This window comes from Clostridium intestinale DSM 6191 (genome assembly GCF_900130055.1).
Taxonomy (GTDB): Bacteria; Bacillota; Clostridia; order Clostridiales; family Clostridiaceae; genus Clostridium_T; species Clostridium_T intestinale.
Genome location: NZ_FQXU01000006.1, coordinates 210,167 through 236,824, shown reverse-complemented (window position 1 = coordinate 236,824; position 26,658 = coordinate 210,167). Strand labels below are relative to the sequence as shown.

At 30.5% G+C, this 26,658-nt stretch carries 25 protein-coding genes; 6 read left to right on the top strand and 19 right to left on the bottom strand.

What is annotated here, in order from left to right:
• The first annotated feature begins 154 nt into the window (after nt 1–154).
• On the top strand, nt 155–1,033 hold the full coding sequence (locus tag BUA92_RS10330; RefSeq protein ID WP_073019262.1) for a CPBP family intramembrane glutamic endopeptidase: 879 nt from the start codon (nt 155–157) through the stop codon (nt 1,031–1,033).
• Between the two features lie 17 nt (nt 1,034–1,050).
• On the top strand, nt 1,051–1,647 hold the full coding sequence (locus BUA92_RS23735) for a TetR/AcrR family transcriptional regulator (RefSeq protein WP_073019261.1): 597 nt from the start codon (nt 1,051–1,053) through the stop codon (nt 1,645–1,647).
• Nucleotides 1,648–1,936: 289 nt separating this feature from the next.
• Here the strand turns inward: BUA92_RS23735 and BUA92_RS10320 are convergent, their stop codons facing one another.
• The 3 genes from BUA92_RS10320 to BUA92_RS10310 all read right to left on the bottom strand — a co-directional run bounded on the left by BUA92_RS10320 (nt 1,937) and on the right by BUA92_RS10310 (nt 4,967).
• Nucleotides 1,937–2,917: a VanZ family protein gene (locus BUA92_RS10320; RefSeq protein WP_073019260.1), complete on the bottom strand. Its 981-nt coding sequence runs from the start codon at nt 2,915–2,917 to the stop codon at nt 1,937–1,939.
• A 155-nt stretch (nt 2,918–3,072) separates the two neighbouring features.
• Nucleotides 3,073–4,437, bottom strand: a complete 1,365-nt coding sequence (gene rlmD, locus BUA92_RS10315; RefSeq protein ID WP_073019481.1) for a 23S rRNA (uracil(1939)-C(5))-methyltransferase RlmD — start codon at nt 4,435–4,437, stop codon at nt 3,073–3,075.
• Between the two features lie 200 nt (nt 4,438–4,637).
• Nucleotides 4,638–4,967: a winged helix-turn-helix transcriptional regulator gene (locus tag BUA92_RS10310; RefSeq protein ID WP_073019257.1), complete on the bottom strand. Its 330-nt coding sequence runs from the start codon at nt 4,965–4,967 to the stop codon at nt 4,638–4,640.
• Nucleotides 4,968–5,160: 193 nt separating this feature from the next.
• On the opposite strand from BUA92_RS10310, the gene BUA92_RS10305 reads away from it, so the two are divergent.
• Together BUA92_RS10305 and BUA92_RS10300 are read left to right on the top strand one after the other, a co-directional pair.
• Nucleotides 5,161–5,487, top strand: coding sequence for a cupin domain-containing protein (locus tag BUA92_RS10305; protein ID WP_073019255.1), 327 nt, complete (start codon nt 5,161–5,163; stop codon nt 5,485–5,487).
• 16 nt (nt 5,488–5,503) lie between these two features.
• On the top strand, nt 5,504–5,884 hold the full coding sequence (locus BUA92_RS10300) for a VOC family protein (RefSeq protein ID WP_073019253.1): 381 nt from the start codon (nt 5,504–5,506) through the stop codon (nt 5,882–5,884).
• Nucleotides 5,885–5,962: 78 nt separating this feature from the next.
• On the opposite strand, the gene BUA92_RS10295 is transcribed toward BUA92_RS10300, so the two are convergent.
• From BUA92_RS10295 to BUA92_RS10270, 6 genes are all read right to left on the bottom strand, one after another.
• The gene (locus BUA92_RS10295; RefSeq protein ID WP_073019251.1) at nt 5,963–6,325 is read right to left on the bottom strand and encodes a DUF1540 domain-containing protein; all 363 of its coding nucleotides are present in this window, start codon (nt 6,323–6,325) and stop codon (nt 5,963–5,965) included.
• Nucleotides 6,326–6,380: 55 nt separating this feature from the next.
• Nucleotides 6,381–6,821: a MarR family winged helix-turn-helix transcriptional regulator gene (locus BUA92_RS10290; protein ID WP_073019249.1), complete on the bottom strand. Its 441-nt coding sequence runs from the start codon at nt 6,819–6,821 to the stop codon at nt 6,381–6,383.
• 523 nt (nt 6,822–7,344) lie between these two features.
• Nucleotides 7,345–8,676, bottom strand: a complete 1,332-nt coding sequence (locus BUA92_RS10285) for a DUF4179 domain-containing protein (protein ID WP_073019247.1) — start codon at nt 8,674–8,676, stop codon at nt 7,345–7,347.
• 13 nt (nt 8,677–8,689) lie between these two features.
• The gene (locus tag BUA92_RS10280; protein WP_073019244.1) at nt 8,690–9,223 is read right to left on the bottom strand and encodes an RNA polymerase sigma factor; all 534 of its coding nucleotides are present in this window, start codon (nt 9,221–9,223) and stop codon (nt 8,690–8,692) included.
• 370 nt (nt 9,224–9,593) lie between these two features.
• Nucleotides 9,594–10,286, bottom strand: a complete 693-nt coding sequence (locus BUA92_RS10275; RefSeq protein WP_073019242.1) for a DUF4956 domain-containing protein — start codon at nt 10,284–10,286, stop codon at nt 9,594–9,596.
• Nucleotides 10,229–11,023: a polyphosphate polymerase domain-containing protein gene (locus BUA92_RS10270; protein ID WP_073019240.1), complete on the bottom strand. Its 795-nt coding sequence runs from the start codon at nt 11,021–11,023 to the stop codon at nt 10,229–10,231. The genes BUA92_RS10275 and BUA92_RS10270 overlap by 58 nt, the downstream gene beginning before the upstream one ends.
• A gap of 197 nt (nt 11,024–11,220) precedes the next feature.
• Between BUA92_RS10270 and BUA92_RS10265 the strand changes: the two genes are divergently transcribed.
• Together BUA92_RS10265 and BUA92_RS10260 are read left to right on the top strand one after the other, a co-directional pair.
• Nucleotides 11,221–11,898 (top strand): response regulator transcription factor, encoded by a 678-nt coding sequence (locus BUA92_RS10265; protein WP_073019238.1) that lies wholly within the window; start codon nt 11,221–11,223, stop codon nt 11,896–11,898.
• Nucleotides 11,899–13,173, top strand: a complete 1,275-nt coding sequence (locus tag BUA92_RS10260) for a sensor histidine kinase (protein WP_073019236.1) — start codon at nt 11,899–11,901, stop codon at nt 13,171–13,173.
• Nucleotides 13,174–13,231: 58 nt separating this feature from the next.
• Here the strand turns inward: BUA92_RS10260 and BUA92_RS10255 are convergent, their stop codons facing one another.
• The 10 genes from BUA92_RS10255 to nifB all read right to left on the bottom strand — a co-directional run bounded on the left by BUA92_RS10255 (nt 13,232) and on the right by nifB (nt 26,654).
• Nucleotides 13,232–13,717, bottom strand: a complete 486-nt coding sequence (locus BUA92_RS10255; RefSeq protein ID WP_073019234.1) for a hypothetical protein — start codon at nt 13,715–13,717, stop codon at nt 13,232–13,234.
• A gap of 125 nt (nt 13,718–13,842) precedes the next feature.
• A complete protein-coding gene (locus BUA92_RS10250) occupies nt 13,843–15,930 on the bottom strand; it encodes a carbohydrate-binding domain-containing protein (RefSeq protein ID WP_073019233.1) in 2,088 nt (695 codons plus the stop codon).
• A gap of 140 nt (nt 15,931–16,070) precedes the next feature.
• Nucleotides 16,071–17,432 (bottom strand): PTS mannitol transporter subunit IIBC, encoded by a 1,362-nt coding sequence (locus BUA92_RS10245; RefSeq protein WP_073019232.1) that lies wholly within the window; start codon nt 17,430–17,432, stop codon nt 16,071–16,073.
• Between the two features lie 298 nt (nt 17,433–17,730).
• The gene (locus BUA92_RS10240) at nt 17,731–18,888 is read right to left on the bottom strand and encodes a mannitol-1-phosphate 5-dehydrogenase (RefSeq protein WP_073019231.1); all 1,158 of its coding nucleotides are present in this window, start codon (nt 18,886–18,888) and stop codon (nt 17,731–17,733) included.
• Nucleotides 18,889–18,907: 19 nt separating this feature from the next.
• Nucleotides 18,908–19,390: a PTS mannitol transporter subunit IIA gene (locus BUA92_RS10235; protein ID WP_073019230.1), complete on the bottom strand. Its 483-nt coding sequence runs from the start codon at nt 19,388–19,390 to the stop codon at nt 18,908–18,910.
• Nucleotides 19,391–19,436: 46 nt separating this feature from the next.
• A complete protein-coding gene (locus tag BUA92_RS10230; RefSeq protein ID WP_073019229.1) occupies nt 19,437–21,563 on the bottom strand; it encodes a BglG family transcription antiterminator in 2,127 nt (708 codons plus the stop codon).
• Nucleotides 21,564–21,845: 282 nt separating this feature from the next.
• Complete coding sequence (locus BUA92_RS10225) at nt 21,846–22,613, bottom strand: beta/alpha barrel domain-containing protein (RefSeq protein WP_073019228.1); 768 nt, start codon at nt 22,611–22,613, stop codon at nt 21,846–21,848.
• A 15-nt stretch (nt 22,614–22,628) separates the two neighbouring features.
• A complete protein-coding gene (locus BUA92_RS10220) occupies nt 22,629–23,636 on the bottom strand; it encodes a homocitrate synthase/isopropylmalate synthase family protein (protein WP_073019227.1) in 1,008 nt (335 codons plus the stop codon).
• Nucleotides 23,637–23,670: 34 nt separating this feature from the next.
• The gene (locus BUA92_RS10215) at nt 23,671–23,979 is read right to left on the bottom strand and encodes a 2Fe-2S ferredoxin (RefSeq protein WP_021803504.1); all 309 of its coding nucleotides are present in this window, start codon (nt 23,977–23,979) and stop codon (nt 23,671–23,673) included.
• Entirely contained in the window at nt 23,976–26,654 is a 2,679-nt protein-coding gene (nifB, locus tag BUA92_RS10210) for a nitrogenase cofactor biosynthesis protein NifB (RefSeq protein WP_073019226.1), read from the bottom strand. Before nifB ends, BUA92_RS10215 begins: the two co-directional genes overlap by 4 nt.
• Between the last annotated feature and the right edge of the window lie 4 nt (nt 26,655–26,658).

Here is a 26,658-nt window from a genome sequence, read left to right as displayed (position 1 = left end):
TTATATGTATTCTAATAGTTTACCAAGAGCATGATCTTCATGAGTAAAAAAATAATTGACAAATACGAAAATATTAGATATCATACTTTTAACGACCACAGAGTCGGTAATGGTGTAATATCTAATTATAACAATATTAAAGGAGTGTATCAATATGAGTAATAAGATTTTGAATGCAAAAATTGGGTTAAATGTTAAATCATTTATTGGATTGATTGTCGCTGTAGCCATATGGATGATAGGCAGCTTGGGTTTTGTAATGTTGTTAAATATGATTTTTCCAGCAACAAGAGAAGGTTATGCCAGTTTGATTGTTGCATACCTATCTTTTATTTTTCTTCCTATAGGCATTTACATTGCATTGAGATTTGTTTTAAAGACATCTATCAAAGAGTTTCTCTTGAATGGAAACAAAGTTAGTTTGAAAATGCTGATTATTTATTTTGTCAGCACAATAATAATCTTTGTTATATTCATGTTAATCGATTTTTTTATAAATAGGGATTCCTATACTGTGACTATTAATATAATATCAATAATAAAAAACGATCTACTTTTCCCATTAATCCTATTGGCAGCTGTATCAGAAGAACTACTTTTTCGAGGTTATTTATACAATATGTTTATCAAATTAAAAAGAGGAACCTTATGGGCTATCATAATTCCTTCAATACTATTTGCTCTTGTTCATGGACTGAATGCTGAAATGTCCGCAAACCTAATATTAATGCCTCTATATTATTTCTTATGCGGTGTATTATTTTCTTTGGCTAGATATTTTACTGATGGATTAGGTGCATCAACCATAATACATTCGGCTTTTAACGCATGTATGTTTATGCTCTTATCATACTCTGATTCCACCATGGAAGCTTATCAAATACAGAGTATATTCTACAGAAAGTCAATGAATATTGAATATGTTCTACCTGTACTTGTAGGAATTACTGTTGTATACTATTTTTATCAACAACACAAAAAGAGAAATAAGGATGATTTCAATAAATCACATGACAAACAAGTCATAGTATAAATTTACAAGGAGGAAAGATGACTAGACGAAGATTGTCTCCTGAAGAATCGAAACGAATAATATTAGATTCGGCGAAAGAGCTATTCATTAATAATGGTTATAATAAAACCACGACTGTTGATCTGTGTAAAACAACAAATATGAGCAAAGGCAATATTTATCATCACTTTAAGAATAAGGAAGAAATTTTTTTACATGTATTGAAAGAATATGTACAAGAAATAGAGTCAAAATGGAAGGATGCATATGATGAAAATATGACACCCAGGGACAAATTTCTTAAAATAGCTAAGTTATACGGTGAAGATTTTGAGAGCCCTTTACTTGATGCTGCGATGGAATACTCTAAACAATATAAAGATAGTCCTGAAACCCTGGCGATGATTAACGAAATAATGCTGATTGTTGCAAACGAAGTAAAAAAAATATCTGAAGAAGCAGTCGCCATTGGCGATACAAAAAACGTAGATGCAGACTCTTTGGCATTTTCTGTAATGGCAATTCTTATTGGTGTATCTCAATTATGTATATCAACTCAAGAGATGGATAAGATTCAAGCAATTGATATGTATCTAACTACTATGAACAATCTATTCTCGGGGGTTTTTGTATAGTAAGAAATACCGAAGTAAATCCTCCGATGCAATTATATAATATCACCCAAGGCACATCTTTGCTGTTGCAATATTGCCCTCAACGTATTCAGGACGTCTCTTGAAATAACGTAAATCAGCAAAGTCTGTCTCTCAATCTTCACACAGTATTCTGTATAACTCGAGAGGATATCATTGGTTGATTTTGTACCCTACGTTCCTGGAAACATATAATTTCTTTTATCCTGCTTTTGAAAACTCATATCAAGGGAATATATCTATTAAAATCTGATATAAGGTTATTAAGTAATTACTCCCACCAATGTTTTATTTCTGCAATGCTAACATCCCATACTTTAGCGTTTCCAGTAACTATAATTTTAACATCTTCTATTTCCACATCAAAAAACGACTTTACTTTCAATATATCTTTATCTTCGTCTTCATCATTAAATTGGATCCATTCTTCTCCATTGATCACAATCTTAACCGAACCTTTATATACTTCATTGTCTGGAATACCACATTTTGCATAGAACCATAGATTTTTCTTACCTAAATTAAATGAATACTCCTTACCCATTCCATCCTCGCTGCTAAACAAATTAATTTCTGGCTGTACTTCTTCCCCTTGCACGGTAAAAGGAGAAAAATCTTCAGTTATTGGTGTACTTGTATTTACTTCATTTAATGCTTCAATAGGTCCTATTCTTTTATTAACATTTACACAATAATCAATTGTTTCAGAAACAACCATAACTCCAACAATTAGCACAAGCATAGATGCTACTGACGCAACAAGTTTTTTAAATTTAAACTTATAAGAAAATCCTACCCTATATCCCACAAATCCTATCATTGCTCCTAATGTATTTGATATTACGTCCATAATATCAAAGGTACCCATGAAAGTTAAAGATTGCACCACTTCTAAAAATAAAATTGCTGATATGAATAATACTATAAACCTTCTAAAACATACACGATACAACAATGGAACCACTATTCCAAAAGGAATAAAAGCAGCCATGTTTCCAAAATCGTATAGCCATGACATGGTTAGTTCTGGAAACCTTAACGAAATTCCTTCTGGGACAATAATAAACGTATATTGATTATATTCGCTTCTAGCCCCTATTCTATTAAACCCAAAGAACATGAAATACAATATTAAAGTTGTATATACAATAGTTCCTATAAAAACATATATACGTAATTTATCTTTCATCCCCTCAGAACTATCAGCTAACACTTCATTCCCCTTTGGAGCTTTTTCTTTTCCGTTTTTCATACTTTAAATCTCCATTCAAAAAATATAACATATTTTCTGTAACTCATCCAATTTGTCTTCAATGACGTCGATTAACATTATGAGTTTCCTCAAGGAGGCTGAGGCCTCTCCATACAACAATAGATGTATTTAAGGAAACCCCTTAAAATGAAGGCTTACATTCGTGTAATCGATGCTACTGTCTCAACATGCGAAGTTTGTGGAAACATATCTACAGGTTGAACTTTAACTGTTCTATAGCCCAATCCATCTAATATATTTAAATCTCTAGCTAGTGTACTTGGATCACAAGATACGTAAACTATTCTTTTAGGGTTTATAGTCGCTATTGCTTCTAATAGCACCTTTTCACAACCTTTTCTAGGTGGATCTACTACCACAACATCTGCCTTTATTCCTTTAGTTATAAGGTCTGGTATTACCTCTTCTGCCTCTCCTACAAAAAATTCTACATTATCCACATTATTTGCTTCTGCATTTTTCCATGCATCATCTATGGCTTGTGGTACTATTTCAACCCCATAAACTTTCTTAGCTTTTTGTGATAGAAATAGAGTTATTGTTCCTGTACCGCAATATGCATCAAATACAGTTTCTTCTCCTGTAAGGTCAGCAAATTCTAAAGCTTTAGAATAAAGCACTTCTGTTTGTGTTGGATTTACTTGAAAAAATGATAATGGGGATATATTAAACCTAAAGTCTCCTATATAATCAGTTATAGTATCCCTTCCCCAAATAGTTCTAGACTTCATCCCAAGTATTACGTTGGTTTCTTTGTCATTTATATTTTGAACTATAGAAGTTATTCCTTCTATATTATTTGTCATGAGTTCTATAAACTCTTTTTTATATGGAAGCTCACTGGAGTTTGTTACTGGAACTATCATTACCTCTCCAGTTTTAAATCCCTTTCTTATCATAATATGTCTCATGATACCTTTAGGATTATATCTTCCATCTACTGTAGCTGGAGTTATGTTGTATTTCTTCATCCACTTTTTAGTTAGCTCTACAACCTTATCCCCAATCTCATCTTGAATATGACAGGTTTTCATATCAATAATATCATGACTTCTAGGAGCATAAAAACCTATCTTAAGCTCCCCATTAACTAATCCTATAGGTAATTGAACCTTGTTTCTGTATCTAAAAGGATTCTCCATTCCAATAGGCTTTAGAACTATATTTTCATCTAATTTTCCTATTTTAGTTATACAATCCTTAACTCTTTCCTCTTTAAAATCTATCTGAGCCTTGTAGCTTGCATGTTGAAGCCTACAACCTCCACACTTTTCATATATCCCACACACAGGAATTTCTCTTTCTGGAGATTCGTCTATAATTTCTAAAAGCTTCCCATATGCATATGTCTTTTTTGTTTTTACTATTTTAACTTTAACTTTTTCGTTTTTTAATGCACCCTCTATAAATATTGGATAGCTACCAATCTTAGCTATTCCTTCTCCTTCATATCCTTGAGAAATTATGTCTAAAACATATTCTTTATTCTTTTCAACCAAATCTATCACCCTTGCGCTTTCCTAAATTCGATAATATTAGAATATCAGTTAACATTTTTTCATGCAACTATTATCCACACTTACTTCAGATTTATTCACAGCTTAATCAACAAAAAAGGTAAAAGCCTTTTTATTAGTATATGCTTTTACCTTTTCATTATTATATTCAAAATTCAATGCTTATTTTACTATAATTACATTTATATCTTTTCATCATTATGCTTTATATGCGAAACACCCCATGTATTCATAGAATCCAAAATCGGCTTTAATGAGTATCCAATCTCAGTCAATGAATATTCTACTCTAGGAGGAACCTCTGCATAAACCTTTCTTTCTATTATCCCGTCAGACTCCAACTGTTTAAGTTGTTGAGTTAACATCTTCTGGCTTATTCCATTAATTCCTTTACTTAATTCTGAAAATCTTTGAACCCCTTTATTTAATAGGTTTCTAATAATTAAAACCTTCCACTTATGTCCAATCAAATTAACTGTATGCTCAATTGGACAATGTTTATCACATGGCATTTTATTCCCCACCTCATCTTTATTCAATACATACCATTTGGTAAGTACTTAACTAAAAAGTGCCTTATTGCAAAAAGAAAGTTGCTATACTATGATGATTTTACAGCAGTTAATATATAAATTCAAGCGCTTGTATCAGTTCATTATGATTGCTGAATATTAGATATTATAACCATATAAAGGAGAAATAGTAATGCAAAAAATTAATATTGATAACATTACAGACTTTGTAGCTGATAAAAGTGCACGTAAAGGAATATTTAAAGAAGGTCAGCTAGATACAGGTCTTTTACTCTACACCCCTGGACAGACCACCCCTGATCATAAGCATTCAGACATTGATGAGGTGTTTTATATAATTTCTGGAGAAGGTACCATTACCATAAATAATGAGCCAATCTCTATAAAGGAAAAAGATATTATTTTTTCACCGCATGGTGAAACTCATGGATTTAATAATACATCCTCATCCAATTGGGTTGTATTACAAATCAAGATCCAACTACCAAAAGATAATTAATAGGAGGTATTAATTAATGTTTACTCACATTGACCATGTAGCAATCTCTGTTAAAGATAGAGAAAAGTCTATTGAATTTTATGAAAAAAACTTTGGTTTTAAAAAATACTTCGAACATGATGTCCCTGGCATACCTGAGATTGAAAAAGTTGTCTATCTTAAATTAGGGAACACAATTTTAGAACTTGAGCATTGGACAAACAATAAAATAAATTCAGGATCACATTTTTGCCTTATTAGTGATAGCTTTGATGAAGACTACTCTAAATTAGTCGTGGCTGGTGTACCCATAGTGGCTAAACCACATATTCCTAGCCCAAGAACCCCTGAAGAAAAAGGATGGAAACGAGTTGTTTTCAAAGGTCCAGATGATGAATACATTGAATTTAGAGGTTAAACTAATTAAATGAAATCAAAAAGGTAAAAGCTTTTATCATTATATGCTTTTACCTTATCTTTATTGTATATTAAAATTTTATCCCTCTATAAAGGTTTCACAGGCTGTTCCATAAGAGCTTTTAGCCTCTGGCCCAAATATAACTAAATTATCTGCTGAACATTCGCCTCTTTTGTTATATGTACATTTTCTTGCTTCACATTTAACTTCTGGAGACATTAATATTCCGCTATTATTTGAAAACATCTGTTTTAATTCACCAACATAATTAGTATTGCCAACACTAGTAACAGCATTTTTAAAACTTTTTTCAGCAAATGTACCACACTGAGTTCCTGAAGAACTAGAAGCATCATGTCCTGTTACTAATATTACATTTGCAGAACATAATCCCGATATATTGTTAACACAATCCATAGCACTACATCCAAGTTTATTCATAAAATCCAGCTCCTTCTTTTATATTACATCTCTATTATCTACAAAAGAAAGGCTTTTATTCATTATCCAAGTTTTTTATAAAAGTTTCTAAATACTTTTCTAGTAGCTTTATTTCTTGGCTAGATAAACCCTCTGCTGCCTTTTTTATAGTCTCATTATTTATTTGCTCAAGCTCTTCCATATTATATAAAGCCTTTTGCGTTAATAATAAATAAAAACTTCTTTTATCCTTAGGATTTTTAATTTTTTCTATCCATTCCTTATTTATAAGTCTATTAATAACTCCAGACAAAGTTGCTTTATCTAAATTTAATCTTCTTCCTATTTCTAAAGGGGTTAACTCTTCTATATCTCCCTTTAATTCTTCTATATTATAAATATCCTTCAAAACAGACCACTGAACTGCTGTTAATCCCAAATTTTCTAAGGATATATTTATTTTATTCTTTAAAAGTTTTGATGATCTATTAATTAATGTACCTATATTATTATCCATATTATCCTCCATATGGTTAGTATACAAACTAATAATATATTAAAAACGTCTTCCCATCAATAAAAACCTCTGAATTTCTAATTTTGTATCTTTCTTGAGAAAATTAATTTGATGGAGCTTTAAGAGAAGCCCATCAGAATAAAAGAGTCTTTTTAACTTTTTAAATGTTTTTCTTTTTTTCTTTTTTTCTTTTTAAATGTTTAAACATTTAACTTTTTAACTTTTTATTAAACATAGTATTTAATGAATCTAATGAAGCCTGAGAAACAGCTTCTACAGCAACAAGATGTTTAACTCTTTATTAAACATAATCTTAACAAGAATGACTTTAATGAGGCTTGAGAAGAAGCCTCTACAGCAATAATGTGCACTTCTATTCGGTGGACGCGGTTCTAAGCGTCAGTCTAATCCTTCTTTAATGAATTATGATAAAATGACTTTGATGAAGCTGAGGAGCTCTCCTACAGATCAGAAATGACTCTTTAGAAGCCTTAAAGCTAAGCCTCTAAAGAGTCATTGTTTTTTAATCTAGATTTACTGTGAATTTTAAATCATCATATATTTTTATTGTCTTAGATATATCTTGACATTCTATTGTGTAGTTTTTTCTGCTATCTATTTTTTCAAATACAGCACTATATTCTCCTATGTCTTCTTGTTTTGAGGATGTAATTCTATCATAATTCTTACCAGTTTCTTTATCCTTGATATTAATTGGATTAACCAAGAATCCATATTTAGTCTTATAGTAAATTTTTGTTCCTTCTTCTGTTTCTTCTATCTTATTAATAATCATATCACCATAGTTTTCTATGCTAATTTTACTCTCACCATTCATGTTAAGGTCTGTTTTTAGTGTTTCAACATTATTTTCGTATGTTTGAGTAAATGGAATAAATGTTAAGCTTTTGCTATCCTCATATTTTTCTTTAAAATTATATGAAGAGTAATAATTCTCAGCATCTCCTGAACCAGATCCTGATTTCATTTGAAGCATTCTTCCTTTATCATCTACAACTATATAATTTATATCAGTTACATTATCTTCATTTTTTGAGGACGTATAAATTACCGTATTTATAGGTGTTGTAATTACTTTATTTACTTTCATATCTGTAGCTAACTTGTTTAAGTTTTTATCTACGTTTATTTCTTTTACTTTACCATTTACTTTTTCACTTGCTACTTGAATATTAAAACCCCAATCACCTTTTATCTCTCCAAGAAACTCTTTTATGTTAAGAGTTAAAGTAAATTCATCCGGTATCTCTACATATCCTCCAAGTAGCGTTTTATCTTGTACTTCCTTTGGAACTTCATCTTTAGACACCTTAAAAGTCTCTACTCCTATATAAGTTTTATTACCATCTAAAAACTTTCCACTTCCACCCGAAGAAAAAGTTGTTAGATTACCATTTATGAAAAAATCCTTTTCTAAGATATGTGGATTAGATTTCATCGGTTCATCTCTTTCAACAGTATAAGCAACATTTAAATCTATTCCATCATATACTATACTCGAAATTGTAACTTTAACACCGTTACTCTCTTTAGTAACATTTATATCAGAAGAATATTTATCATACTCTTCGTAAACCCCATTATCTAAAAGTTTAAATATAGAACCTATTATAGGTATATTTTTTGCGTAGGCTGGCATTGTTATTCCAAGGGTTAGAAATGCTACAAATATAGCAGCTACTGATAGGGCTATTTTCAGTTTAGTTTTTTTCTTTTTTCTTGTATTTAGGTTTACTAAAGTATCATTAATCTTTGATTTTATGTCTTCTGGAACTTTTATAGTTTCTTTTTTAAGCTCTCTTTTTATGATTTCATCCATGTAATTTTCATTCATCACTAATTCCTCCTTACCTATCCTTTACTATCTCATAAAGTTCTTTTCTCGCTCTTGTAAGTCTGGATCTTACTGTCCCTTCAGGAATTTTCAATATCTTAGCTATATCCTTTTGTGCTATATCTTCATAATAAAACAGTAGTGTTACCATTTTTAAATCCTCATTTAATGAATCTATAGCTTTGCTTAAGTCTAGGTTCTCATAGTTATCTAAATGTGTTTTTTCATTTTCTATATTTTCTATTGAAATCAACTTCCTATTTTTCCTTATTATAGAGTTACTTTCGTTAATCAAAATTCTTATAAACCAAGTTTTAAAATATTCTTCTTTTTTAAGGGAGGATATATTTTCATAAGCTTTTATTATTGTATTTTGAATAGCATCTTCAACATCTTCTTTTGAAGATAGTATTCCTCTAGCAACTCTATAAAGGGTTTTCTCATGCTCTTTTATTAAAAAGGTAAAAGCTTCTTTATCACCATTCTTTATCGAAGTAATTACTGACTCTTTTTTAGCTTTAATTTTTATGAAAGGTATTACCTGCATCCTCTCTCCCCCTATTTCTATCATTCCTTAGCTAAGGTTACACTTATTAGATGTATTTGCTATGGAAAATGCTCGCAACATTTACAAAAATTATTTTCTACAAATTGCTTGTACATAAATATAGTTCGCACACTAATTAGTTGTTTATATAAATATGATATTTTTCACTAATTTTTCTTAAAAAACTACAAAAAAAGAGCACCTTTCGGTGCAAGTAAATTGAATCAGTTGCCATTAGATTCTTATTTTATCTAACTTGGCTATGAAAACGCGCATTTCCATAACATTGATATTATAGCCTAAAACTGCCATGTTTAATTGTTAACATTCTGTTAATTTTATTCTGAATAGGATAAATTCAATATTTTTCTTAATATTCTGCTGTTTCTGGAGCCATAAGTAAAGCTATATTTAGGTTTCCATTTCTACAACGTAGCTCGTCTAAAAATTTCTTTTGACTTACTGTTTTATCCATTGTCACGGTATAAACCAGTTCAAATAAACTTCCTAAATTAGTTGTTTTAACTTTTTTAAGCTCATATCCTGTTGTGAATTTCTCAAATACATCATCAAAAGCACCTTCGTAGTCTAAATCTTCCGGAATAGATATTTTTAATAACTTTTCTGATACATTTTTATTCCCAAAGTTTATTAAACTTAATATAAACATAAGTGCACAAAGGATCGCTGTAAATAATATTGCATAACCTATAAAGCCCGCTCCTGTAGCTAATCCTGCTGCCATAGCAAATAACACATATGATATATCTTTTGGGTCTCCTGGGGCACTTCTAAATCTTATTATTGAAAATGCTCCTGCTAAACTAAAGGCTCTAGCAACATTACTTCCTATCAATAATATTATTATGGCAACTACAGCTGGCAAAAGTACCATGGTTAGTGCAAAGTTTTGTGAGTATAATTTTTTACTGCTTGTTTTCATATAGGTAGTGCTAATTACTCCTCCTAGGATAAATGACGCCCCTATTATTAATAATGCAGTTACTAAAGATATTGTGGAATCAGTTGTTGTGGTTGTTGAGCTGAATATTGATTCAAGCATATGTTAAGTTCCCCTTTCGCATCCATACTATTTTTTATCATATTTTTATATTCATTACCGTATTTTGAAAAACTTGAGCTATACAATTTATATTCAGAAAGTAATTTTGAAAACCATAATGGCACAGTGTTTTCTGCTTTTACTTCCATAAGCCATAAATCATCTTCCACTAAATTATTTCCATAATCACCATACTCAAGTTTTAAATCATATCTTCTGGTTCTTATATTAGTATCAAAAGTTACTCTAAACTCACGATTTTCTTTCTCAAAATAAGCTATCCTGTCATAAGCTATATAAACCTTTGGTTCTAAATCATATATCTTCAATATATAAGATAGTTCCTTTAACACCTGCTTGTTCATATATTCCTTATACTCTGGCTTAATACCTGTATCTAAAAATTCATAGGCTTCATCTAGCTTCAAGGTTGTTCTCCTTTTATTAACTATACCTTTAAACTTTTTCTTAACCTCTAAATATACTTTGTCATTTTCTTCAGGTACTCCATAAGATCTTAGTCTAACTTTTTCCTTATATTTAGGTTTATATAAGGATCTTCTTATTAATAGGTCGTCCTTTGTATCATAATAAAGATTTGATATTTTATAGAACTCATCATTCTGATTAAATTCATCCATTTTCATACGTTTTAGTAATTCCCTCTTAAAGTCCATATATAATTCCTTATTCATTTGAAATTTGTTCTCGTATCTATTAAACACTTCTATAGCCATACAACTCACTCCTTATACTATTTCATTAATTTTTGTTAACAAGAACTTAATAATCTATGTTTAAAGTTTACTTTTTTAACCTTAAACCAACCTTAAAGAGTTTTTTAAGCTAATGTCTATCCTTTCCCCCTTTAAGCTTCATTTAAGCTTAGCTATGATATAATTAGGATAAAAACTACTTTAACAGGAGGAATATTATGAGGATTTTAGTAGTGGAAGATGAGATTCATTTATCAGAGGCTTTATCTCAAATATTAAAGAAAAATAATTATACTGTAGATGTAGTTCATGATGGTGAAGATGGATTAGATAATGCCTTAAGTGGTATTTACGATATTATACTATTAGATATAATGCTTCCTAAAATGGATGGATTAACAATTCTAAAGCATTTACGAAAGGAGGAAATAGCTACTCCAATTATACTTTTAACTGCAAAAGGAGATATCTCTGATAAAGTTAAAGGGCTAGATACTGGTGCAGATGATTATCTCGCTAAACCATTTGCAACTGAAGAGTTATTAGCTAGAATACGTGCTCTTTCAAGACGGAAAAGTGAAGTTATAACAGATAACACCCTAAAAATAGGCTCTATGGAGCTAAATCCAGCTACCTTAAAGCTATCTATGGGTGATAAAGAAATTAAGCTTATATTAAAGGAAAGTGAACTCTTAGAACTGCTTATTATACGCAAAAATGCTGTTACCTCTAAAGAGTTAATAATAGAAAAGATATGGGGCTTTGATTCTGAGGTTGAGCATAATCATGTAGAAGTTTATATATCTTTTTTAAGGAAAAAACTTTTGTTTTTAGATGGGGATGTTGAGATTAAAACCATACGTGGGGCTGGTTATATCTTGGAGGTTAAAAAATAAATGTTTAAAAAGCTTAGAAATAGATTTCTAATTCTCAACCTAGTAATTATTTCTGTAATGCTTCTTATTTCCTTTACTTCTATTTACGCAATAACCCACAAAAATATCTACACTCAGATAGATATGGATTTAGATAAGCTTTCCGGAAATGATGATAAAGGTAACAAACCTAAAATTAATGGTGACATGCCTAATGATAAACAGATGGATGGCCCCCAAAATGATTTTACTAAAGGGCAAGGTCCTATGGAAAGGTATGCCTTCACAGTTACTACTGATGGTAATTGGAACAAGTTAAGCACTTTTTCACGCTTTAGTATCTCTGATGAATTTTATGAATCAGCAAAAAAGGCAGCTATAAATAAGAAGGTTAATAGAGGATATATTTCAGTTGATGATACTGATTTAGCCTTTGTTATAAACCATAATTCTAGTGGTTATAACTTATATTTTTTAGACATAACCTTTCAAAAAAATACTCTCAGAAGTTTGATTTATACATTTACAATTGTAGCCTTCTTTATGTTAATAATCATTTTTCTAATTAGCAGATTTTTTGCTAATAGATCAATTCAGCCTATAAAAGAAGCCTTTGACAAACAAAAACAATTTATAGCAGATGCATCCCATGAGCTTAAAACACCTCTAACCGTTATAAATACAAATGTTGACGTACTTCTTTCAAATAAAGATGACTTAATACATAATCAATCTAAATGGCTATACTATATTAAATCTGAAGCTGAAAGAATGAATAAACTTACAAGTGATTTATTATACCTAGCTCAAGTGGATTATTCAGATGTAAAGATGATTTTTTCTGATTTTAACTTAAGTGAAGCCGTAGAACATATTATCTTAACTATGGAAGGAGTCGTATTTGAAAATAATATCGCCCTTCATTATGATATTGAACCTAACTTAATAGTATCCGGTAATATAGAGCAGCTAAAACAAGTTATAATGATTTTTCTTGATAACGCTATTAAATACACAGATAAAAAAGGTAAAATAAATTTAGTTCTAAATAAAGCCCATAATAAAATCAATTTATCTGTAACTAACACAGGAAAAGGAATTCCAGAAGAACATATCTCCAAAATCTTTAATAGATTTTATCGTACTGATAAATCTCGTGCGAGAGATAGTGGCGGATATGGGCTAGGACTATCTATAGCCAAAGCCATAGTCGAACAACATAACGGAAAAATATCTGTAAAAAGTATTGTAGATAAAGAAACTACTTTTACTATCGAATTACCTAAAAATAAGTAATAAAAGCCTTTATACTAGCTATAACTTAATTGCTAATATAACGGCTTTTTCATATTACCTATTCTACAATATTTAAAATATCTTTAGAGGGTTTTAATGGCCCTCTTGATGAATCAACATAGCCACCTTTATCTCCATATTGAAAACATTCGCTTTCATAAGCTTTATCAGATTTTAGATTAAAGTATAGTCTATAATAATTAATGGGTTGGAAGCCTTCCTTATTTCTTATGTCCATCTTCTGCTCCTCATCATATACAAACTCTATTCCCAAATTATTTTTCATACTTTCTTTAACAAATTTATCTATATCTACTCCATCTTTAACTACCGATATATTTTTCTTATCAATTCTATCATTAGTTAACTCAGCTATTTTATTAAAATTATGGTTACTTTTTTCTATCTCTTCTTGATTTCCGTCTTTATAAACTATAATTTTATCTGGTGTATTTATTGCCGAAGTATTCTCATCATTTTTATTACTACACCCTACTAAAAATAAAAAACACAAAAAAATACAACCTATAGTAACCTTTCTCATATCATCATCTCCTTAATTATGTATAATTTATTTATATTAATTATACATAACTTTCCAAAAAGTAGAAATAATTAAACATAATAAAAAACTATAGCTAAATGTGCTATAGTTTTTTACTAATAAATTTATTGTTTTGTTGGAGCTTGCTGTCCATCAGTTGATGTTTGCCCCTCTGTTGGTCTCTCACCATTTTGAGTTCCATTTCCATCGCTTAGAGGTTGTTGCCCATCAGTTGGTGCTCCTTGCATTCCTCCTTTACCACCTTGACCTTTCATTCCTCCTTGTTGACCTCCTCCTGGGCCCATTTGGTTAGTTCTAGCTTCTGTTACCCCTGATTCTGATAACCAAGTTACTGAGTTAGATATGGAAAAATCAACTACTTTTGTTCCATTAGTATATTTTCCGTTAGTGTAAAGTCCATTTTTTGCTGTTCCTGTTGATGATCCGCCCGAATATAATGTATAAGTTTTATCTTTTTGTATTTCTGGTGAACTTATAACTATAGATTGATAATCCTTATTAGGTGCTATAGTTATAATATCATTTCCTTCACTATCTTCTAAATGCACTATTGTTCCAGCTTGTTGTTTACTAGTATAAATCATGCTAATTGTGTTTTGTGTTGAGCTGTCTGATGTTGCTTGTGCCATTCCTGAACTTCCATAAGCTACTAATAATCCACCTGTCATCTCAAAGCTTCCATCATAGTCCAAGGCTCCATTTCCATCGTTTGTAGGTCCACTAACGATCACAGTTCCATTTGTCATATAAATATATCCGTTTGAGTCTAATCCATCTCCAGATGCATCAACCATAATATAACCACCATTTATAACCAATTGATTATTTTTATTCTCCTGTCCTGGTGCATTATTTTGAGCTGATTCATCATCTCCTCCAGCTGCGTTTATTCCATCATCACTTGCAACTATGTTTATATCTCCTCCATTTATAGTTATTACTGAACCCTCAAGCCCTTCATAACTTTTTGATATATCTATTTTACCATCGTTAATAACTAAAGTATTATCAGCATGCACTCCATCATCTCCAGCTGATAATGATAAGGTGCCTCCATTTATTACTATGCTATTATTTGTGTGTACCGAATCATCAGCAGAATTTATGTTTAATGTTCCTCCAGCTATTCCTATCTCTCCTGATGCTTTTAGACCTTTGGTACTTGTGATATCATCTGTACTACTTGATTCAGATGTTTGCTGTGTATTCGTATTTCCACCTTGTTGTCCTCCAAATCCTCCGGGTCCTCCCATATCATTATTGGTTTTGGCAGGTGCATTTTCACTTCCTCCGCCAGCAGTAATATTAAATTCACCATCTTCTATAAGCAAATAAGTTTCTGCTTGTATTCCATCTTGCTCTGCCTCTATGTTGAATTTTCCACCTTCAATTGCTATAAAACCTTTCGTTGTATCTGCATCATTTGTAGATTTAATACCATCTCCTCCTGCATTTATAGTAATGTTTCCAGAATTGACTGCAACTAAATCTCTTCCAACTATACCATTATCAACAGATTTTACTTCTATATCTCCTCCAGTTATTTTTAAATCATCTTTAGTCTTTATCCCTTTACTGTAATTACCATTTACAATCAATTTTCCTGACCCATTTATAGTAAGATCATTTTTGCTGAATAAAGCTGCATCTGGCTCCTCCTCTGAATCTTCTAATGAATATTCTTTTCCATCCGTTAATGTATTTACTGTGCCTTCTTCAATGGATATTATTGTTTTTCCTGCCTTTTTAGAGTATATTGCAGGATTATCACCGTTGCTTATATCCACTCCATTTAGTACTAATCTAACTATACCTTTATCCTCATTATCGATTAGTATTTGACCATCCGTTAAGGTTCCACTTAATACATAAATACCTGCTTTCGTTATGGTTATTGTGCTATCCTTAACTTCCACCCCATCTCCCTCTACTGTAGCTGATGCTCCATTTAATTTAATGTAATTAGGACTTTCATTTTTCCAATCTATATAACTATCTTCCTCATCGTAACTAACTAATTCACTTATTACTGTGCTTATACTCTTATCACCTATTATTGCTGCTATTGTTTGCTCTGTTGTCGTATTACTTGAAGTGTCTGTATTTGTTGTTGCACCTCTAGTACATGAATATAAAAAACTTGTACACAAAAGTGCTGCTATTAACTTACTATATATTGATTTTCTATTCATATTTAATTCCTCCATTTCATAGGTTTATTTTATTGTGCATAACTTAAACAAACCTTAAATGATTAATTTAAATACAAAAAAACTACCCAGTAGAGAAATTTAATTTCTATCTACTAGGTAGCTCAGTTATTAAGTTTATATTATTTTAAAGACTCTATTAAAGCATCTAACTTAGGATCTGACATGAAATTTTTAATTGTTACTAATTCAGCACTTGGGCAGCTCTTTTTTGCTCTGTCTGCTAAATTTTCTTGAGTTACAACTATATCAGCATCTCCTGGTATTTCATCAACTGATGAATGAGTTACTTCTATATCTAAACCTAATTTTTGAACTTTGCTTCTTATTTTTGAAGCTCCCATTGCACTTGATCCCATTCCAGCATCACATGCAAATACTATTTTATTTACTTTTCCAGTCTTTTTAACTTTTAAGCTTTGTACAGCTTCTTTAGCTGATTCTAAATCTTCTTCATCTTGTACCTTTGCATTTTTAACAAATATTGAAGCTACTAAGAATGAAACTACTGTTGAAACAGCAACACCTGCAATTACTGATAAGAATGATCCTTTAGGTGCTAATGCCATTATAGCTAATATACTTCCTGGTGATGGGCTTGCAACAAGTCCTGCACCTAATACCGAGAATGTGAATACTCCACTAGCTCCACCAGCTATTACTGCTAATACTAATGCTGGGTTCATTAATACATATGGGAAATATATTTCGTGAATTCCGCCTAGGAAATGTATGATTATTGCTCCTGGAGTTGAATCTTTTATAGATCCTTTTCCAAATACAAAGTATGCAAGTAATATTCCAAGTCCTGGACCTGGGTTAGCTTCTAGTAAGAAGAATACTGATTTACCAACTTCTTTAACTTGTTCTACTGCTAATGGACTAAGTATACCGTGGTTAATTGCATTGTTTAAGAATAATATCTTACCTGGTTCTATGAATATTGATACTAGTGGTAAAAGATTTGCATTTACCATAGCTTCAACTCCGCCTTGTAGTATAGTAGTTATTGCTACTACAACTGGACCTATACCTGTGTATGCTAGCATTGCTAAAATCATACCTAAAATACCGATTGAGAAATTGTTTACTAGCATTTCGAATCCAGCAGGTATTTTTCCATCTACTGCTTTGTCAAACTTTTTGATTACCCATCCTGATAATGGTCCCATTAGCATTGCGCCTAGGAACATTGGCATATCAGCTCCAACTATAACTCCCATTGTAGCTATAGCTCCGATAACCCCACCTCTTTGTCCACCTACTGTTTTACCGCCAGTATAAGCGATTAGTAGTGGTAATAAGTATTTTATCATTGGGTCAACTAATTTTGCAAAATAATCATTTGGTATCCAACCTGTTGGTATAAATAAAGCTGTTATAAGTCCCCATGCTATAAAAGCACCGATGTTTGGAAGTACCATTCCACTAAGGAATTTACCGAATACTTGAACTTTGTTTTTAAATCCACCATTTTGACTCATTTTTTATTACCTCCTTTTGATACTTTCATTATACGTTTACAGGTAGTATGATTTCAATCTATAGATACTGCTACATTGTCACCAAGGGTTAGTGACAAATTTTTATATCTTTTTATCTAGATAGTGACACTTCTAAACCATTGATTTTACTGAGTTGTAGCCATATAGTTTTTTTGGAGTCTCTATCTACTCTATAGATTTCAGCCATTCAACTTATATGTTTCTCAAAAATAAATGTTATTATAATGGAAATAGTTAGCAATAAAATTGCTAACTATTTTTATATACATACATGACATTATTTAAATAATTCTCTAACTTGTTCATACTTACTTTCTATACTTATAAGTATGTTTTCATCTGATATCTCAGAAACTTCTTGAACAGCTCCTTTGATTCCTTTTTCTTTTATTAGCTCTTGTAATTTTAAGCTTTGAGGATCTTCTGGGTTATTGTAATATAATACAGCACCTACTCCTAGTAGTAAATTTTCTGTACTTATACCATATGACATAGAGTTTAATAGAGGTTTAACAAGTCTATCACCTTTACTTAACTTTCTGATAGGTTCTCTTCCTACTCTTTTTATATCATCTTGAAGATATGGATTTTTAAATCTAGCTATTATCTTATCTATATACTTTAAGTGAGCATCTCTGTCAAAATCATATTTCTTTACTAATCCATCTCCGCTTTCTACCATAGCGTGGTATACAACTTCATAGATATCATTGTCATTTATGCTTTCTTCTATAGTTTTATAACCTTTTAAATTACCTAAATAGGCAGTTATTGCGTGCCCTGTATTTAATGTAAATAACTTTCTTTCTACATATGCTATAAGATTTCCAGTTAAGTTCATTCCACTTATTTCTGGAATTTCTCCTCTAAATCCGTTTCTGTCTACATTCCATTCATAGTAGTTTTCAACTACTACATCAAGTGGATTCTCCATTTTCTCACTTACTGGAGGAACAATTCTATCAACAGAGCTATTAGGGAAACCTACGTATTTATCCACAGTTTCCTTTTCTTCTTCTGTTAAATATTTAAATATTTCTTCTTTTAAAACTTCTGATGCTCCTACTGCATTCTCACAAGCTATTATGTTTAAGTTCTTTTCTACCCCTTTAGCTAATCTATTTTTTATTCCTTTTGCTAAAGTTTCTGCTATTTTGCTTAATATATTTACCCCTACTGCTGTAGTCATTATATCTGCTTCAAGTATAGCATTCATTAATTTTTCATCGTTTATATTTAAAGCTGAAACATTTTCAACTTTTTCATCTCTTTTTTCGTTATCTAATACATGAACCGTATACTTTTTAAGTTCATTTATTAACTCAACAACGGTATTGTTAGCATCTACGAAAGTAACCTCAAAACCAGAGTGAGCTAAAAGTTCACCTATAAATCCTCTTCCTATATTTCCTGCTCCTATTTGTATAGCCTTCATATCTCTTCCTCCTATTATTTTATACTGCACTAGCAAAAAGTTTGTATATTTTGTCTTTATCTCCAGTTGTATATAACTCTTTTGTTATTTCTTCATCTTCTAATACTACTGCTATGTTTGAAAGTATTTTTATGTGTTCATCACCTATTCCAGCTATACCTATAACTAAATATGCTTTTTCATCATCAAATTGTATTCCATTAGGGAATTGTAATACTACTATTCCTGATTTTTTTATATTTTTCTTAGCCTCACCTATTCCATGAGGTATAGCAACCCCCATGCCTATATAAGTTGTTACAACTTCTTCTCTTTCTTTCATAGCTTGAATATATTCTTCTTCAACATATCCAGATTCAACTAATAATCTTCCTGCCATTTCTATAGCTTCAACTTTACCAACTGACTCTAAACCTAATCTTATATTAGCTTTTCTTAATATATCACTCTCATTTTCTACTGCAACTTCTTCTTTTTTATTTTTCTTAAAAAAATTGAACATTTATTTGCACCTCTTTTTTCTTTTTTTAATTTCTATATTAATGATATTATAAACTTTTTTTATCTGTAATTTTTTGAACAATTTTAAAATAAAACTTAGTATATAAATTTTCTAAATAATTCATTAGCTGTTCTTTATCTTTAACAATAAAATCTTTTACTAAATTTTCATCTTGAATGATAGCTTCACTTATTTCACTAACTGTTTTTAATAATATAGTATTATTTTTCTTAGGTACTATTATTACAACAACAACTTTTAAATTTGGAAAATCTCCTACTTCTTTTTTCGGTCTTATTAATCCAAATTTTACTCCTTGGAATGAATCTAAGGTACAATGTAACAAACTTATCCCAAGTTCCTCTATAAATGTTGATCCTAATTTTTCTCTATATAATAATCCTTCTTTTATAAGAGCCTTTTCATTATTATCTTTTGAAAACAATATTGATGTTTTTTCTATTAATTCTTCTTTTGTGGTTATTTCATTATCTTCATAAACTTCAAAGCTATCTAATAAGGATTTTATTGCGTTTCCATAACTTGTCAGAGTTAATATATCCTCATACTTCTGCTCTTTATTTACTGTTGCTCCTTTTTCATTTCCAGAAATCCTATACCTATTTACTGGCATATTCAAAAACTTATTTATCTTCTCTTTGTCTTTATCAGTTAACATAGGACTTACAATAATACTTGGAAATTTAACATCTAAGTTTATTGTGGATATAATTAAATCTATATCTTTTTCCATTAACATTTTATCATTTATAGTAAATGCAGAAACAGTATCAACTATATCAATATTAGGAAAAAGTATTAAAAGTTTTGCTGATAATAGTCTAGATGTTCCTATACCACTTCCACATGCTACTATTATTCTTGGTTTTGCTAGATTATTTTTTATCCTTTCTATAGCTGCTGCTATATGCATAGCTATATAGGCAATTTCTGATTCTGGTATAGTTCCTTTTCCTATATTCTTTAATACCATACAACATCTTTTGCTGACATTATATATATCTTTATAGTCTTCTTTTATTCTGTCTAACAGCGGATTTCTTATAACCAAATTCATTTTTAGCCTGCTTACAGCTGGTCCTAAATGATTCACTAAATCCTGTTCTAGCTTTTTATCCTTTGTTAGGGGATAGGAAGTTTCAATTTCTGCTGTTTTTATTATCTCCATAGCTAATTTAGATAAATGAAATTGAGTAATATTTTTATAGTCTTCCTTTGAAGTTACCATATCTAGTTTTGCACCTTTAAGATGCATTGTTATATAACCTATTTCTCCATCTGGTATACTAACATTAAAAGCTTCGGAAAGCTTTTTAGATAACTTTCTAGCTATATCAAATTCTGGTAAGTTTCTAAGTTCATTTAGAGCTTCTTCATTAAAATCAATTTTCTCTTCATTTTTTATTCTCTGTATTGCTAGAGATAAATGTACTATAAGCGCTATATATGCACTATCTGCTAGATGTAATTCTTCTTCACCCTCTAATTGAGAAACGTATTTCTCTATAGTTTTAATAGTGTCTTTTTCTATAAGACTTAGCAGTCTATTTTTTATATCTAATTCCAACTTATTTTTATCTTTTTTATCTAAAGATATTTTTTCTTTTATTATGTTTATAATTTGTTCTTCATCTACAAATTCATAAACCATAGAAGTTATTGCCTGCCTTGTCTTGTCTTCTTCTCCTTCTATATATATCCCGAGTCCTGGCTTACGTACTAATTTTAAATCTCTTTCTTTTATCCAACCTTCTAGCTTATCTAAATCATTACTTAAAGTTCCTTCTGATACATTTAATACAGAAGTAAAATAATAAAGCTTGATAGGCTCCTTTGATAAAAGCAACTCACATAATATAAATAATCCTCTTTGTTTAGGCGAGTAATCCTCTATTAAGAATTGATTATTTACTAATTCTAATAGCCTTTTTTTCCCTTCTTGAGTTTCCTTTAATATTAATCCAACTCCAGGTTTTCTTACAAAATTAAATCCATTTGCTTTTAAAAATTTCTCTATATAAGGTATGGTTCTTAAAACAGTTCTTGAGCTTACATCTATTTTCTCTGCTATAGCGTTTATTGTTATTGGATTATCTTTATCAGATTCAATTATGGACATAATTATATCTTTCTCTCTTAAAGTAATGCCCATTATTCCATAAACACCTCTCTCTTAAATTCATACGACGAATCTAGTTTTCTTCGTAAATCCAGCCTTTTATACTATATATTTTAGTTTTCACTGCCTATTTATTCAACCTAAACTTAATCTATCCTAGTCATAATGTATTAGTGACAAAACTAAAAATCCTTTTGTAATAAGTGACATAATTAAATAAGTCCATAAAAAAACTAACTATATTACAATTAAATTGAACAATAGTTAGTTTTTTTATAAAGCACACTATATATACTTAAAATACTAATTTTATTTTTATATTGAGTTTTTCAAAGCTCCATCATTAATGTTAAAAAGCCTAGATGAAACTCTAATAAATTCTTGTAAATTGCAGTTACCAGCTCTTTCCCCTATTCCATTCATAGTGCAATCTACAAATCTTGCTCCGCTTTTAGCTGCTTCAATTGAGTTTGCAAGTGCCATTCCAAAATCATTATGTGCATGCATTTCTATATCTATAGGTACATTTTCTAATATATTAGTAATGGCTGTTCTTGTAGTAGATGGTATAAGTATTCCTACAGTGTCTGCATATCTTATTCTATTTACTCCTAAGTCTTTTAATATTTTAGCCATGTGTATTATAAAATTTATATCTGCTCTTGATGCATCTTCAAATCCTACTGTTACTTCATAATCCTTGTCTTTAACGAAATTAACACATTCTCTCATCTTATTTACAACCCATTTTCTATCTTTTTTAAGTTTAGAGTAAATCTGTATATCTGATACTGGTATACTTATATGAATAATATCTGGATTACAATCTATAGAATCTATCAAATCTTGTTTATTCAACCTATTCCATACAGATATCAATGAATTTTTCTTCTGCTCCATGATTTTATATATGCATCTTTTTTCTATTTCACCCATAGCAGGTATTCCTGCCTCTATTTGATATATTTTGTTATTATCCATGATCTTTGCTATAGCTATTTTCTTCTTTAATGAAAATGCTATATCAGGACTTTGCTCTCCATCTCTTAAGGTTGTATCTACTATAAATATATTATTATTCATGAAATACCTCCTAAATCATTTTATACTATTATATATATCTGATACCTCTTTATCATTTAAGCCTCTTCCTCTTCTTGTGCTTAATTCTCTAATCTTATCTAACATTGTTCCTAATCTATCTTCTTCAATCGGAAGTCCCAATTCTCTCAACTTCTTTTTTATTGCCATTTTTCCTGAATGTTTTCCTATTACTAACCTTCTTTTTATTCCAACTTTGGTTGGGTCAAAAGGTTCGTATATTTCTGGATTTTTAAATATTCCATCTGCATGTATTCCAGATTCAAATTCAAATATATTTTTACCTATGATAGGTTTATTACTTGGTGTCGCATTCCCTGTTATTTTTTCAATTAAGCTTGCCATTTTAGGAAGTACTGATAAATCTTCATCATTTTGTTGATTTAGTATGAAGTTTTTAGAAGCTAGAAGTTCCTCTAATGCACAATATCCACCTATACCACCAAAGCTTGTTGTCACACTTTTCCCCATCATTTTTATCCATTCTATAGCTATTGCAGTAGAACATCCATAATTGTTTTTTGGATTTAAATTTATATTCTCTCCCCATATTTCTTTTAAATTGTAAAATACTTTTTTATAGTCATATAATATTAAATCATCCAATCCAGTTATTCGTATAAAATTATTAGCATTTAACCCTAATTTAAAATTAGAGAAAATTTCTATATCTTTAACATTATTTATATTTATTTCTATCATAAAGTTAACTTTTTCTAAGATATATGAGGGGATATTATTGAGGTTAAAAATTATAAAATTTACATTGTCATACTGGTTCACTTCTAATCTATTTTCAACATTTAATATATATTCTACCCCTTGGGGCAAGGGTAGTAAAATATCTAAAATCCTTGGGGTAACCTCAATATAGTCCCCTCCTATTAATTTAAGATAATTGCATAATTCTCTAAGCTCATTTTTAAATTTTTTAAGCTTGTCGCCATAAATCTCATAAAGTGCAACAAAAGTTTTATCTATAATCGTTATTTTTTTATTTTCCATGCATATTCCCCCTTAGTTGCACTTAAAGTTTATACTATATAAGTAATCTTTCTACTTTTTCTCCACCTTCTATGTGACTATCCATAATTTCTTCTACATCGTCAGGTGTTACAGATCCATACCAAGTTCCTTCTGGATATACCACAACTATAGGACCCTTATCACAGATTGAAAAACAACCTGTGTTAGTTATCATAACTTCTCCTGATAAATCTCTATCGTCAACTTCTTCTATAAATCTTTGAAGTATATTTACAGAATCCTTTGAATGGCAAAACCCCTTTTGAGTTCCATTGATTCTACAACTTGCACACACAAATATATGATGTTTTGGGCTTATCATATTATTTCTTCCTCCTTAATATAAACTAGTTTATTATCCTCTTTATTTTTTATAATTTCTTCAGCCGCAACCTTTATGGCCTTTTCTATTCTTTCATAGGTAACAAAAACCTTTATTCCCTTATCCTTTAACCTATTGGCTGGTGCATCACCAATTCTCAATGTTAAAACTCCTGAACAATCCTCAATTGATCTAAGTATTTTTGATATTTTATCATCTCTCTCGTCGCACTCTTCTGATCCTTGGCAGTATTTTTCTACTGATCTTCTTTCAACTAAAGAAACAATCCCTTCTTTGTAGTCATATATATAAAATTCGGTAACATGCCCAAAATGCTTATCTACTAACATTCCACTTTTTGATGCTACTGCAAATCTTAATGCTGATTCTTCCTCTTTTACTCCATCTTTTGATGAAAAATTCCTAAATTTAATAGATTCATCATTTTCCAATGTTCCTATAGCATCTGCTCTACATTGTTTGCAATGATACATTTGCTCTATATGCTCTCCACATGTCTTTCTTAAATCCATTAGTTCTTTATTACTAACTAAAGGCATATCTTGAAATACGCTTCCCTTAACTGGTATAAGCTGCATTATATTTGTAATAGTTGCTCCATATTCTTTTACTGTTTTTACAACTTCCTCTATATGTTCATCATTGATCCCCTTAAGCATTACGATATTAATCTTGCAGACTATCCCTTTGCTTGTTAAGAATCTAAGCCCTTGCAACTGATTATTTAGAAGAATTGATGCGCCTTCTTCCCCAATATACTTAGTTCCAAAATAGTCAACAAATTTATATACCTTTGCGCCTATTTTAGGATCTACAGCATTCATAGTTATAGTCACATGACTAACTCCTAGTTCAACTAGATCATTTGCATAAAAGGGTAACATCAAACCATTAGTTGATAAGCAGAATGTAACATCTTTATCAAATTCTTTTATTAACTTAAGAGTTTTTTTAGTTTCTTCAAAGTTTGCTAAGGAGTCTCCTGGCCCTGCTATTCCAACAACAGTTAAGTTAGGCATTTTTTCTTTTACAAATTTATATTTTTCAAATGCTTGTTGTGCTGATAATACTTCTGTTGTTACTCCTGGGCGGCTTTCGTTTGGACAATCATATTTTCTTAAACAATAGTTGCAACTAATGTTACACTTAGGTGCTATAGGCAGATGTATCCTTGCATATTTATGAGCCGATCCACAGCTAAAACAAGGGTGAGTTTTAGTTTTTTCATCAATTGATTTAGGTTCTATTGTTACATTTGATACTTCTTCCACTTTCTTTCCCTCCTCTTTATAGAATTGAGTATAAATACTTTTTCTATATTTTCCTTCTTTAACTTCTAATATTTTATTTGTTACTTCATCAATCAGGTTTAAAGAACCAACATATCCTATACTCAATATTCTTTGACCACCTATCCTATCATGTATAGGGAAAGAAGCTCTTATTAAAGGAATCCCTTGCTTCTCTTCTATTCTTCTTCCATCGGAACTTCCAATCATAAGATTTGCTCCAAGATCAAGTGCATATTTTTCTATATCTTTAAAATCCGTATTATCTAGTATTTTATATTCATCTATAAACAATCTCTCAGCCACTTCATTTAATTCATCTTCTATTAATATCTTCATTTCTTTACAAGAGGTTCCTGTAGCAAGTAATACTGGCATAGCACCATTTTCAACACACAGCCTTGCTGTAGAGTAAACAAAATCCGGTTCTCCATATATAACTACCCTAGCCTCGGCATTATATTTATGAGAATCTATCATAGCATCAATATATCTTCCTCTTTGAGCTTTATATCTCTCTGGTACTGGTTTATCAGTTATTTCACTTAATAGTTTTAAAAACTCATCTGTATCTCTTAACCCTCTAGGCACATTGCATCTATAGTTTTTTATGCCAAATTTATCTTCAAGATATTTTCCAGCTGAATAATCATCTTTAACAAAGCTGCTTATTTCAATTGTTGCTCTAGCTCCCCCCATTTTTGATATATCTTTTATATCTGTTCCTGCTACTGATAGCCTGTTGTATTTCTCAGTTCTTGGGGAATCTAGATTCTCAGATATATCTGGAAGTAATATATAGTCAATATCAAAGCTATCCAAAATCTCTTTTAATTCCCTTACATCCGCTGGACTTATATATCCTGTAACTACATTTATTTTGTTATTCTTCTCTTCTTCCATTTCTGTATTTTCCACTATACATCTTAATGCTTTTAGATATCCCTCGTATTGGCTTCCACCATAACCTGGAGATGGAACTGGTATTAATTTCACTTTTTCATCTGGGTGTTTTTCATGAAATATTTTTGATAGACGGGAAACATCTTCACCTATAGTTTCAGCTAAACAAGTTGTGGCTACTGCTATTACCTCAGGATTATATAACTTAATTAGGTTCTCTAGCCCTTTCATTAAGTTTTTTTCTCCACCATAAACTGTTCCTTGCTCTGTTAATGAAGATGAAGCTATATCTATAGGTTCATTATAATGTGTTGCCATGTGCCTTCTAATATATGTACTGCATCCTTGGGACCCATGTAGGATTGTCATTGCTCCTTTTATTCCATAAAAAGCACTTACTACTCCCATAGGCATACACATATTACAAGGATTAACTGTCAAGTTTACGTATTGTTCTCCCATACTA

Excerpts from the sequence above, each read along its gene's own strand:
- BUA92_RS10330 (WP_073019262.1), top strand. The coding sequence starts at position 155 with ATGAGTAATAAGATTTTGAATGCAAAAATTGGGTTAAATGTTAAATCA.
- BUA92_RS23735 (WP_073019261.1), top strand. The coding sequence starts at position 1,051 with ATGACTAGACGAAGATTGTCTCCTGAAGAATCGAAACGAATAATATTA.
- BUA92_RS10320 (WP_073019260.1), bottom strand. The coding sequence starts at position 2,917 with ATGAAAAACGGAAAAGAAAAAGCTCCAAAGGGGAATGAAGTGTTAGCT.
- BUA92_RS10310 (WP_073019257.1), bottom strand. The coding sequence starts at position 4,967 with ATGCCATGTGATAAACATTGTCCAATTGAGCATACAGTTAATTTGATT.
- BUA92_RS10305 (WP_073019255.1), top strand. The coding sequence starts at position 5,161 with ATGCAAAAAATTAATATTGATAACATTACAGACTTTGTAGCTGATAAA.
- BUA92_RS10300 (WP_073019253.1), top strand. The coding sequence starts at position 5,504 with ATGTTTACTCACATTGACCATGTAGCAATCTCTGTTAAAGATAGAGAA.
- BUA92_RS10295 (WP_073019251.1), bottom strand. The coding sequence starts at position 6,325 with ATGAATAAACTTGGATGTAGTGCTATGGATTGTGTTAACAATATATCG.
- BUA92_RS10290 (WP_073019249.1), bottom strand. The coding sequence starts at position 6,821 with ATGGATAATAATATAGGTACATTAATTAATAGATCATCAAAACTTTTA.
- BUA92_RS10285 (WP_073019247.1), bottom strand. The coding sequence starts at position 8,676 with ATGAATGAAAATTACATGGATGAAATCATAAAAAGAGAGCTTAAAAAA.
- BUA92_RS10280 (WP_073019244.1), bottom strand. The coding sequence starts at position 9,223 with ATGCAGGTAATACCTTTCATAAAAATTAAAGCTAAAAAAGAGTCAGTA.
- BUA92_RS10275 (WP_073019242.1), bottom strand. The coding sequence starts at position 10,286 with ATGCTTGAATCAATATTCAGCTCAACAACCACAACAACTGATTCCACA.
- BUA92_RS10270 (WP_073019240.1), bottom strand. The coding sequence starts at position 11,023 with ATGGCTATAGAAGTGTTTAATAGATACGAGAACAAATTTCAAATGAAT.
- BUA92_RS10265 (WP_073019238.1), top strand. The coding sequence starts at position 11,221 with ATGAGGATTTTAGTAGTGGAAGATGAGATTCATTTATCAGAGGCTTTA.
- BUA92_RS10260 (WP_073019236.1), top strand. The coding sequence starts at position 11,899 with ATGTTTAAAAAGCTTAGAAATAGATTTCTAATTCTCAACCTAGTAATT.
- BUA92_RS10255 (WP_073019234.1), bottom strand. The coding sequence starts at position 13,717 with ATGAGAAAGGTTACTATAGGTTGTATTTTTTTGTGTTTTTTATTTTTA.
- BUA92_RS10250 (WP_073019233.1), bottom strand. The coding sequence starts at position 15,930 with ATGAATAGAAAATCAATATATAGTAAGTTAATAGCAGCACTTTTGTGT.
- BUA92_RS10245 (WP_073019232.1), bottom strand. The coding sequence starts at position 17,432 with ATGAGTCAAAATGGTGGATTTAAAAACAAAGTTCAAGTATTCGGTAAA.
- BUA92_RS10240 (WP_073019231.1), bottom strand. The coding sequence starts at position 18,888 with ATGAAGGCTATACAAATAGGAGCAGGAAATATAGGAAGAGGATTTATA.
- BUA92_RS10235 (WP_073019230.1), bottom strand. The coding sequence starts at position 19,390 with ATGTTCAATTTTTTTAAGAAAAATAAAAAAGAAGAAGTTGCAGTAGAA.
- BUA92_RS10230 (WP_073019229.1), bottom strand. The coding sequence starts at position 21,563 with ATGGGCATTACTTTAAGAGAGAAAGATATAATTATGTCCATAATTGAA.
- BUA92_RS10225 (WP_073019228.1), bottom strand. The coding sequence starts at position 22,613 with ATGAATAATAATATATTTATAGTAGATACAACCTTAAGAGATGGAGAG.
- BUA92_RS10220 (WP_073019227.1), bottom strand. The coding sequence starts at position 23,636 with ATGGAAAATAAAAAAATAACGATTATAGATAAAACTTTTGTTGCACTT.
- BUA92_RS10215 (WP_021803504.1), bottom strand. The coding sequence starts at position 23,979 with ATGATAAGCCCAAAACATCATATATTTGTGTGTGCAAGTTGTAGAATC.
- nifB (WP_073019226.1), bottom strand. The coding sequence starts at position 26,654 with ATGGGAGAACAATACGTAAACTTGACAGTTAATCCTTGTAATATGTGT.